Source organism: Daejeonella sp. (assembly GCF_044348475.1).
Taxonomy (GTDB): Bacteria; Bacteroidota; Bacteroidia; order Sphingobacteriales; family Sphingobacteriaceae; genus Daejeonella.
Genome location: NZ_JBIKSU010000064.1, coordinates 1 through 11,159, shown reverse-complemented (window position 1 = coordinate 11,159; position 11,159 = coordinate 1). Strand labels below are relative to the sequence as shown.

Genomic DNA, 11,159 nt, shown 5'->3' with positions numbered 1-11,159 from the left:
AAACCGACTTACGAAATCACCTCACCAAGCGGAAAAAAGATTTCGTCAGTCGCTAAACAGAAAAGCGACTGACGAATTTATCCAACCTATCGGATAGGCAAATTCGTAAGTCAAAAACCGACTTCGTTAATCAGTATTCTGATACCGTTAACTAAATTTTTAGCTTAAATTCCTCAATATTTATAATGTTTGACTAATCAAATTTTATAAATATGCCAATTAATCAGGAAGGATGTTATTATCATTTATTTAATCGGGGGAATAATAAAGGAGAAATATTTTTTGATAAAAATGATTATTTCTATTTCCTGAAACAATTCAATAATTATCTTGGGCCTTATATTGACGTATTTTCGTATTGTTTAATGCCTAATCACTTCCATTTTTTCATTAGAATAAATGATAGTCAGAAATTTAACAAAGGGATTAAAAATTTATTCATTTCTTATGCAAAAACTATCAATAAAAAATATGACAGGGTTGGATCTCTATTTCAAGGCAGATATAAGCTATCAGAAGTAAAGACTCATGACCATTTTATAAGGATTATACCTTATATCCACCAAAATCCATTTATCGCGGGATTGGCAAAATCACTTGATGAATATCGTTTCTCATCATACAAGGGATATTTATTAAACAAAAAGACAAATATTAAAAGAGAAGAAGTTTTAGAATGGTTTGGAGGGATTGAAAATTTTATTGAGGCTCACAAGATTATTATAGATCAACAAAGTGACTGACGAATTTATCCAACCTATCGGATAGGCAAATTCGTAAGTCAAAAACCGACTTACGAAATCACCTCACCAAGTGGAAAAAAGATTTCGTCAGTCGCTAAACAGAAAAGTGACTGACGAATTTATCCAACCTATCGGATAGGCAAATTCGTAAGTTGAGTTGCTAACCAGCCAAGCGGTAAAAAAATAATTATACTTTAATTTTGACAAAATTAAATTTTGTGTTACATTTGATAATCAAAGCATGAAAAAATTAACTACATATTACTTCGCTTATTTTTACTACCACGGTAAGAGCGGGGAAAATATGCAATAGATCTTAATATAGAAAAATTAGCAAAAAGTCCCTGCCCACCAGCAGGGACTTTTTTATTTAACAGCAAAATGCAAAAAAAGCGAATAGCAATTCAGGGTATACGTGCTTCATTCCACGAAGAGGCAGCATTCAAATTCTTTGGAACTGATATCGAAACAATTGAATGCGATTCTTTCAAACAAACCTGTGAGGTTTTAAAGGATAAAAAAGCTGATTACGTAGTTATGGCAATTGAAAATTCCATAGCAGGTAGTTTATTGCCTAATTATACACTTTTAAGAGAATACAATTTTTCAATTGTTGGTGAAGTTTACCTGGCTATTCAATTACACCTAATGGCATTGCCAGGAGTAAAATTCAAGGATGTTAAGTACGTTCAGTCTCATCCCATAGCCATTCGACAATGCAGTGATTTCTTTGATGAGTTTCCAAATTTGCAGGTCATTGAAAGCAGCGATACTGCCGCCTGCGCTAAAAAAATAAGAGAAGAGAACCTAACCGATACCGCAGCCATTGCCAACCTTCTGGCGGCAAAGCTTTATGATCTGCAGGTAATGGAGAGAAGAATTGAATCAAACAAGAAAAATTTTACGCGCTTCCTGATCCTTGCTGATAAGCCAATTGGAACTACGGAATCGAATAAAGCATCCCTGAGTTTTCAGGTTGGAAACTCTGTAGGTTCACTTGCTGAAGTTCTGAATATTTTTTCTGAGTATAAGATCAATCTGAGTAAAATCCAGTCAATGCCTGTACTTGGTAAACGCAATGAATACAATTTTTATGTAGATATCGAATGGAAAAACCAATCTGATTATGATGCTGCCATCCGTAAAGTATTGAAATATACCATCAATTTCACCATTATGGGAGAATATCAAAAGAATGATAAGGTATAAGCTGCTCAAAATAAATTAAAAATAAAAACCTTTAAAACTCTGGTTTAAACCGGATAAACAAATTATCAAGATGAAATTAAATCTAAAATTACAGCCAATAAATACTTGGTTAGAAACAAAAAATGAGCCTTTATTAATTGCAGGACCATGTAGCGCAGAAACTGAAGATCAATTAATGGCAACTGCTCATTTATTGGCTAAAACAGGTAAAGTTTCTGTATTAAGAGCTGGAATCTGGAAACCACGAACCCGCCCGGGCGAGTTTGAAGGTATCGGTAGCATTGGATTAACTTGGTTAAAAAGAGCCAAGGAAGAAACCGGATTGCCAACAGCTGTAGAAGTTGCCACTGCAAAGCACGTTGAAGAGGCTTTAGCTGCAGGAGTAGATATTCTTTGGGTTGGTGCACGCTCTACGGTAAATCCATTCACTGTTCAAGAAATAGCTGATGCTTTGAAAGGGGTAGATATTCCTGTTTTGGTAAAAAATCCAGTCAACCCAGATATTCAGTTATGGATCGGAGCATTGGAACGTATCAACAATGCAGGAATTACTAAACTTGGGGCAATACACAGAGGTTTTTCATCTTACGAAAAAACAGCCTTCAGAAATGAACCCATGTGGGAATTAGCTATACAGCTTAAAACCTTAGCTCCTGATCTTCCAATTATCAATGACCCGAGTCATATTTGCGGCAATCGTGAATTGATTCAATATGTAGCTCAAAAAGCATTGGATTTGGATATGCAAGGATTAATGATTGAATCGCATCTTGACCCAAGTGTAGCCTGGACAGATGCAAAACAACAAGTTACACCGGCAGCCCTATCAGAATTATTAGATCTTCTAACACTGCGTAAACCTGAGATTAAGGATAAAGATTTTACTGATAAACTAGCTGATCTACGTACAAATATTGATAAGATAGATGATCAGATTATTCAGAAAATTGCTGAAAGAATGCAAATTGTTCAGAAAATTGGAGAATACAAACGTGATAATGGAGTAACTATTCTTCAGGTTAACCGTTGGGATCAGATTATGAATAAACGCAGTGCCTTTGCAAGTGCCTTAAAACTTGACCTGAACTTTACTGGTAAATTATTAGAACTAATTCACAGCGAATCGATCCGTAAGCAGACCGATATCATGAATGAAAAAAAAGGTGCTTAATAAAAATGAGTTCTAAAAGCATAAAAATTTTATCGACGCAAAAACATCTAAATTGCACGATTAAACTTACCGGATCAAAAAGCGAAAGTAATCGCGCTTTGATCATGGAGGCATTGAGTGAGGGTGCTGTTCAGGTATTGAATGTTTCTGAAGCTGCAGATACGGTCACTTTAAAAAACATTCTCCATACAGATGCAAATCAAGCTCTGTCTGATCAGTCTAGAGAGGTAAACATTGGCCCTGCAGGTACTGCTATGCGCTTTTTAAGTGCGTACTTTACGCTTCAAAAGGGTAATGTGATTCTCACTGGTTCTGAGCGTATGAAACAACGCCCAATCGGCATTCTGGTTGATGCATTAAAAAGCCTAGGTGCCGATATTGAATATGCTGAAAAAGAAGGCTTTCCACCCTTAAAGATCAGAGGGCCATTGAAGCAAAAAACCGATCAGATAAAAATCAAAGGCGATATCAGTAGTCAATATATTTCTGCCCTACTTCTAATTGCTCCAAAACTGGAACAGGGTTTAAAACTAATCATTGACGGAGAGCTAACCTCAAAGCCCTATGTAGAAATGACCCTAGCCATGATGGAGCAGGCAGGTATCAGACATAGTTGGACTGAAAATGAGATCACTATTTTGAATCAGGCATACAACAAGGCAGAGATCAGCGTAGAACCAGACTGGAGCGCCGCATCCTATTGGTATGCTATCGCTGCATTATCTGAAGAAGCAAGTTTGTTCCTTCCGGGATTGAATGGATATAGCCTGCAAGGCGATAGTAAGATCACTGAGATCATGGCCAATTTTGGTATTACCTCACAGTTTAAAGATGGTGGAGTTTACCTTTTGAAAGAAGCAAAAAAGCTGGAGCGAAAAATCTTTGACTTCAAAGAATGCCCAGATCTTGCTCAAACTGTTATTGTTTGTTGTGCAGCACGTGGACACGATGCATTATTTACTGGACTGGAAACCCTGAAAATTAAGGAAACAGACCGCGTAAATGCGCTTCAAACAGAGCTTGCAAAGATCGGAGTTAAGCTTATAGAAAAAAATCAAACCTACAAACTAGACTGTTCCGAACTCAATTTGAATAGAAAAATCAGCATTAGCACCTATGATGATCACCGCATGGCTATGGCTTTTGCACCACTAGCTCTGCTTATTCCGGAGCTTGAAATTGAAGATCATTTGGTCGTTGAAAAATCATACCCTGACTTTTGGAAACATCTTGAATTAGCAGGATTTGAGATTGAGATATGAGATGGGAGATATGAGATTTGAGATATGAGATATGAGATTTGAGATATGAGATATGAGATTGCACAATTTGCTTTTAACTTTCACCTATCTGCTTTTAGCTTTCTGCTTTTAGCTTATAACGGATGTGAGATATGAGATTGGAGATTGCACAATTTACTTTTAGCTTTTAGCTTTCACCTTTCACCTTTCTGCTTTTAGCTTATAACGGATGTGAGATTTTAATTAAATTATGCTTCTAAAAAGATATTTTTAACCGTTGAACTTATAATGGATGGGAGATATGAGATGTGAGATATGAGATTGGAGATTGCACAATTTACTTTTAGCTTTCACCTTTCTGCTTTTAGCTTTCACCTTTCTGCTTTTAACTTATAACCTATAACTTAAAACTTAGTACTTAAAAAATGGCAGGTAATTCATTTGGTCAAATATTCCGCATCACTACTTTTGGAGAATCTCATGGTTTGGCCATAGGTGTGATCATTGATGGTTGTCCTTCAAACCTGGTGCTTGATATGAATTTTATCCAGGCTGAGCTTGACATGCGTAAACCTGGGCAATCAAAGATCACTACACAAAGAAAAGAAAGCGATACGGTACAGATTCTTTCAGGAGTTTTTGAAGGAAAAACAACCGGGACTCCAATAGCGATGATCATTCCAAACGAAGATCAGCGATCAAAAGATTATTCACATATAAAGGATGCATACCGTCCTTCACATGCTGATTATACCTATGATGCAAAATATGGACATCGTGACCACCGTGGTGGTGGAAGATCATCGGCAAGAGAAACTGCCGCAAGAGTAGCAGCAGGAGCAATTGCCAAACTCTTTTTGGCTCACAATGGGATTGAAATTTTTGGACATGTTTCTGCGGTAGGCACAATCAATGCGCCTCAATTATCGCTAAAATCTGTTTCTGAGCTGCTAGAGATCAGGGAAAGTAATATTGTTCGCTGTGCTGATCCGGCAACGGCAAATGAAATGATTGAACGTATTGATAGTATCCGAAAAGAAGGTGATACAGTAGGCGGTAAAATATCATGCATCATTAAAAATTGCCCTGTAGGATTAGGTGAGCCTGTATTCGATAAACTACACGCCGATTTGGGCAAAGCCATGCTCAGCATAAATGCCGTTCATGGATTCGATTATGGATCTGGATTTGAAGGTTCTGAAATGAAAGGTTCTGAACACAATGATCTATTTATTCCTCCTGCCGATGGTAAACTGGCAGATAACTTCAAAACCGTTACTAATTATTCAGGCGGCATTCAGGGTGGCATCTCAAATGGAATGGATATAACCTTTAGGGTTGCATTTAAACCGGTAGCTACAATCATGCAAAATCAGCAAAGCCTTGATTCATCAGGAAATGTTTCAAGTGTGCAGGGAAAAGGCAGACATGATCCTTGCGTAGTTCCACGCGCTGTAGCAATAGTAGAGGCTATGGCCGCGCTAGTTCTGGCTGATCATTTGCTAAGGAATAAGGTAATTAAGCTTTAAAGGCCCATATTCCTAACAAAATAACGACCAAAATTCTGCGAGATTAACGATTTAACTCATTACTACGCGTCATTTCGACAGAGGAACGACGAGAAATCTGTGCAGTTAAAAGCCTTTTATGATGATTTAGGAACATTGAAAAAATTCATGTTTCATTCAACAGATTTCTCCACGACGCTAAAATAATCAGAAATCAAAAAATAGCTAATCGTGTTCGAAATGACGGTAAAACAATAACTACTCATCATCCCAACAAAGAAACGAGAAATTCGTAAGATTAACGATTCAACCCATTACTACGCGTCATTTCGACAGAGGAACGACGAGAAATCTGTGGTTAGCCTAGCGCTATCAGAATAATTTTGGAAACTTATTCGGGAAACTTTCATTCATCATTTCATAAACAATCTCAATCACATCATCTACTGAGGGCTTACTGAAATAATCTCCATCCGAACCATAAGGAGTGCGGTGTGGTTTACCGGTCAATGTTCTTGGTTTCCCATCCAGATAATGATAACCATTTTGACCTTCCAAAATTTGCTGTAAAATGAATGCGGATGACCCACCCGGCACATCCTCACCAACAACAAGCAGCTTACTGGTTTTACGCAATGATTTAGAACAAAGTTGATCCAGATCAAATGGAAGGAAAGTTTGAGGATCAACAATTTCAACATCAATACCCATTTTGATAAGTTCATCGGCCGCTTGCTCAACAATCCTTAATGTTGATCCATACGAAACAATGGTCATGTCAGATCCTTCACGAAGAAGCTCAGCCTTTCCCAATTCAACCGTAAATTCACCAACATTTGTAGGCAATTGCTCTTTAATTCGGTATCCGTTCAAACATTCAATAACTAAAGCTGGTTCATCACCCCTTACAAGTGTATTGTACATTCCAGCTGCCTGAGTCATATTTCTAGGCACACATACATGCACACCTCTCAACGAATTAATGATCACACCCATCGGAGACCCTGAGTGCCAAATGCCCTCTAAACGATGACCGCGTGTTCGAACAATCAATGGCGCTTTTTGCCGTCCCTTTGTACGATAACTTAACGTAGCAAGATCATCGCTTAAAATATTCAAAGCAAAAAGTAAATAATCCAGATACTGTATTTCTGCAATTGGCCGTAAGCCACGCATTGCTAGCCCAATACCCTGACCAATTATCGTCATTTCACGTATTCCGGTATCGGTAATCCTCTTTTTTCCATACTTAGCCTGGAGCCCGGCAAAACCTTGATTTACATCTCCAATAGCGCCAACGTCTTCACCAAATGCAAGAATACGCGCATCGCGTGAAAAATTTGAATCAAAACATGCATTCAAGATTTCTCTACCATCAACCATTTTAGAATCAACATTATACTCAGGCAAAATGGCCTTAATATGTAATGGAGATTCACTTGAACAGGTAAAAAGTTTTGAATTATATCGTTCAAAATTAGAATCATGCTGTTGCTGATACCAAAATTGCAAGTGTTGTTTGGCTTCTGAATGCTCATTCCTCAACATCCGTATTGCATGCCGCACCAATGCTGTAACATCCTTACGGGATGGATCAACACTTTCTTTCAAAGCATTTGCTGTTTGTATTAGCTCCTGATCATTTGTACCCTGAATTAGTTCAACTACAGCATCGAGCTCTACCTTCATTTGTGCATTAAAATCGGCCCAGGCCTTTTTCTGACAATCACGTATGTATGTTTTGGCAGTAATTTCAATTTCATTTAACTCCTCTTCAGTAGAAATTGCAGATTCGATCATCCATTTTCGCATCTGAAGCATACAGTCGTATTCGTTTTCCCAAGCAATTCTTGACTTATCTTTATAGCGTTCATGCGATCCAGAAGTTGAATGCCCTTGTGGCTGGGTCATTTCGGTTACATGGATCATGACCGGTATATGCTGATCGCGACAAATTTTTATGGCCTTTTCATAGGTTTCACACAAACCTGGGTAATCCCAACCTCTAACTTTAAAGATCTCATAACCCTCGCCTTTTTCATCACGCTGAAATCCTTTAAGAATTTCAGATATGTCTTGTTTTGTGGTTTGATATTCAGCCGGAACAGAAATTCCATAAGCATCATCCCAAATGGATATCGCCATTGGTACCTGCAGAACTCCTGCAGCATTAATTGACTCAAAAAATATCCCTTCAGAAGTTGAAGCATTACCAATGGTTCCAAAGGCTACCTCGTTTCCATTAACAGAAAAATTCTTTAAATATTCGAGCTCAGGATTATTCCTGTACAATTTTGAAGAAAGTGCTAAGCCCACCAAACGACCCATTTGTCCGCCTGTAGGTGATATATCTGCAGAAGAGTTTTTTGTTTTTGTATTATCTAGCCAATTACCGTTCTCATCCAAGAGTCGGGTTGCAAAATGGCAATTCATTTGCCTACCCCCAGATCCAGGATCAGCATCAGTATCTGTGTTAGCGTAAAGCTGGGCAAAGAATTCAGGTAATGTTAACATACCTGCAGCAAGCATAAAGGTTTGATCTCGGTAATAGCCTGAACGCCAGTCGCCGGCTTTAAATGCCTTTGCCATAGCTAACTGTGCTACTTCTTTACCATCCCCAAAGATTCCAAATTTAGCCTTCCCTGTAAGAACTTCCCTACGACCCAAAAGGCTTGCCTGTCTACTTTCAAAAGCAATCTTATAATCACTTATAATGATGCTTCTAAAATCTTCAAAACTAAGCTCTTCGTTTACCGGCAAAATGTTATCTGTCACTTGGGTTCCTATCATAAATTTGCTGTGTGGCCAAAAATAAGAAAAGCGTTGATTAATTGATAATACTAACACGAAATAATAATCTGCACTAGAAGTATTTTACCAAATTATTGCATTTCTTAGGTGTAAAAAATGCGTTAATTTCCTGATTAGAAATGATATTTAAATTAGTTTAATCAGTTCATACTACCTAAATAACGATAAAGAAATTTACAAATCGAACATTGTTTGCCGGCAAAGCTAAATGCTATAGGGTATGAGTTTAAATGGCGACAAAAGTCAATTAAACTAAAATCTTACTATTTATGATAAAGCCTTAGCCAAACGGAGAGGTTTTTTTTTATTTTTGCTGCATGCCAGAAATTTCAAGTAAAGGCCGGCAAATGCCCGCCTCCCCTATTCGTAAACTAACCCCATTTGCTGATCAAGCAAAAAGTCAGGGCAAAAAGGTATATCATTTAAATATCGGACAACCAGACATCGAAACTCCTGAAGGGATGCTGAACGCGATAAAGAATATAGATTTCACAGTTTGGGCATATACTCCCTCAGAAGGCACCTTAGCTTATCGTACAAAACTGACTGAATATTACAATAAACTAAACTATGGCATTGATCCAAGTCAAGTATTGGTTACAGTTGGAGGATCTGAGGCCATTACCATTGCGATGCAAGCCTGTGTAAATGAGGGTGATGAGATCATTATTCCAGAGCCGTTCTATGCAAATTACAATGGATTTGCCTGCATGAGCAATGTTGTGGTAAAACCTATTCTGTCTCATATTGAAAATGGATTTGCCTTACCTGAGATCAGTGAATTTGAAAAACTGATTACTCCTAAAACAAAGGCCATCATCATCTGCAATCCGAATAATCCAACTGGATACTTGTATTCAAAAAAAGAACTTGAAGCCCTCAAAGAACTTTGCCTAAAATATAACTTATTCCTTTTTTCTGATGAAGCCTACCGTGAGTTTTGTTATGATGGTAAGGAATTTATTTCACCGATGCATCTAGAAGGGCTAGATCAGCATGTGATCATTCTGGATACTGTATCTAAGCGTTATAGTGCATGCGGCGCCCGTTTGGGATGTTTAATCACCAAAAACAAGGAAGTTATTGCTGCAGGATTAAAGTTTGCACAAGCAAGATTAAGTCCGGGCATGGTTGAACAGATTGCGGCAACTGCGGCAGTTGATACTCCAGATAGCTATTTCGAAAAGGTTAATAAGGAATACACCATGCGCCGCGATACCTTAGTCAATCGCTTAAACAGCATAGATGGAGTATTCTGTCCAAACCCAGGTGGAGCATTTTATGTGGTAGCTAAATTCCCTATTGACAATGCAGATAAATTCTGCCAGTGGATGCTTGAAGATTTTGCATATGACAATCAAACAGTAATGATGGCCCCCGCAACTGGTTTTTACAGCACAGCGGGTGCCGGATTAAATCAAGTACGTTTGGCATACGTTTTGAATAAACAAGATTTGGAAGCGGCCATGACCTGCCTAGAGAAAGCCTTAGCGGTTTACCCGGGGCGTGTTAACTGATTTATAACAAGGATATCAGCCCTATTTCGTATCTTTGCAATTGTATTTATTCCAAATAAACACCGGGCCCGACCGGAATTGACAGGGTGGAGATAGGTATGTAAGCATGCAGCGCGTTGTAAGTATTGGCGCTTAAATCTGAACTTTCAAACCACAGTTGGCGAAAATAACTACGCCTTAGCTGCTTAATTTAGAATTAAGTAAGCTTTTGTTCCGTCAGATTCTGTTCTGTAGTCTGACATTAGGGGCATCGAAAAACAGGACTGGCCAGGGTTTAATGGTGTGATAATCCGGCAAGACAAAACACCTACGGAAGAAGGTATAGGTAAGCGGTTGACCTTCCCCTTCCCGACAATTAAACAACAGCTAAGCACGTAGAAAGCATAATTTGTCCCATGTTTGGACGAGAGTTCGAATCTCTCCGGGTCCACTTGATGATCAAAAGCCAGGCCGCAGTCTGAGCGAAATAAAAAAATCAAGCCCTAAAAGGCTTGGTTTTTTTTATGCAGCGAAGAATGCCTGAGCGTAGCGAAGCTGGCGTTTGATTCCTTGCACGGGTTAGGATAGATCAGCGTAAGCTAACCTCTTCGGGTCCACATTTAACTCGATTCCTGAGTTAGAATTCCACCCCTCAGCATAAAGCGGCAAGGGGCTTTCTTCCCATGCAGCCTTCCAAAAAAGCGCTCAGATGCATGTCTGACATAGGTTTTATGAATTTATGGGCTAATTTGAATAGCAAAAAACATACGACAAAATATGTGGATAACTTAATAAGTGTTTTTATGGTTTTATATTAAAACATCATCCTTAAAAGAGTCAAAAGCTTCCTCTTCAATAAAATAATCTTCAACCATCCACTTTTTATTTAACTCCTTAAGGCTAAAAGAATTAGAAGGAATTTCTAAATAAATTGTCTTACTATTTTCCCATGGATTATTCCCTTGTTCTGGGAATAAAAT

The 11,159-nt window shown here is 38.2% G+C and carries 7 protein-coding genes and 1 other RNA gene; 7 read left to right on the top strand and 1 reads right to left on the bottom strand.

Translation table 11 applies throughout. The annotated features are described in order from the left end of the window. Positions 1-212: 212 nt before the first annotated feature. The 5 genes from ACIQZ6_RS10170 (at position 213) to aroC (ending at position 5,893) form a co-directional block, all read left to right on the top strand. Positions 213-743, top strand: a complete 531-nt coding sequence (locus tag ACIQZ6_RS10170; protein WP_395810725.1) for a transposase — start codon at positions 213-215, stop codon at positions 741-743. 381 nt (positions 744-1,124) lie between these two features. Beyond that, positions 1,125-1,952 carry a prephenate dehydratase gene (locus ACIQZ6_RS10165; protein ID WP_395810723.1) on the top strand — a complete coding sequence of 276 codons (828 nt, stop codon included), beginning with the start codon at positions 1,125-1,127 and terminating at the stop codon, positions 1,950-1,952. A gap of 70 nt (positions 1,953-2,022) precedes the next feature. Further along, complete coding sequence (locus tag ACIQZ6_RS10160) at positions 2,023-3,123, top strand: chorismate mutase (RefSeq protein WP_395810721.1); 1,101 nt, start codon at positions 2,023-2,025, stop codon at positions 3,121-3,123. Between the two features lie 5 nt (positions 3,124-3,128). Beyond that, entirely contained in the window at positions 3,129-4,385 is a 1,257-nt protein-coding gene (aroA, locus tag ACIQZ6_RS10155) for a 3-phosphoshikimate 1-carboxyvinyltransferase (protein WP_395810719.1), read from the top strand. 404 nt (positions 4,386-4,789) lie between these two features. Further along, the gene (gene aroC, locus ACIQZ6_RS10150; RefSeq protein ID WP_395810717.1) at positions 4,790-5,893 is read left to right on the top strand and encodes a chorismate synthase; all 1,104 of its coding nucleotides are present in this window, start codon (positions 4,790-4,792) and stop codon (positions 5,891-5,893) included. A 351-nt stretch (positions 5,894-6,244) separates the two neighbouring features. On the opposite strand, the gene ACIQZ6_RS10145 is transcribed toward aroC, so the two are convergent. Next, positions 6,245-8,662 carry a thiamine pyrophosphate-dependent enzyme gene (locus tag ACIQZ6_RS10145; protein WP_395810715.1) on the bottom strand — a complete coding sequence of 806 codons (2,418 nt, stop codon included), beginning with the start codon at positions 8,660-8,662 and terminating at the stop codon, positions 6,245-6,247. A gap of 338 nt (positions 8,663-9,000) precedes the next feature. Between ACIQZ6_RS10145 and ACIQZ6_RS10140 the strand changes: the two genes are divergently transcribed. Beyond that, entirely contained in the window at positions 9,001-10,200 is a 1,200-nt protein-coding gene (locus tag ACIQZ6_RS10140) for a pyridoxal phosphate-dependent aminotransferase (protein WP_395810713.1), read from the top strand. A 64-nt stretch (positions 10,201-10,264) separates the two neighbouring features. Next, positions 10,265-10,633, top strand: a transfer-messenger RNA (tmRNA) gene (gene ssrA / locus ACIQZ6_RS10135). Positions 10,634-11,159 lie beyond the last annotated feature (526 nt).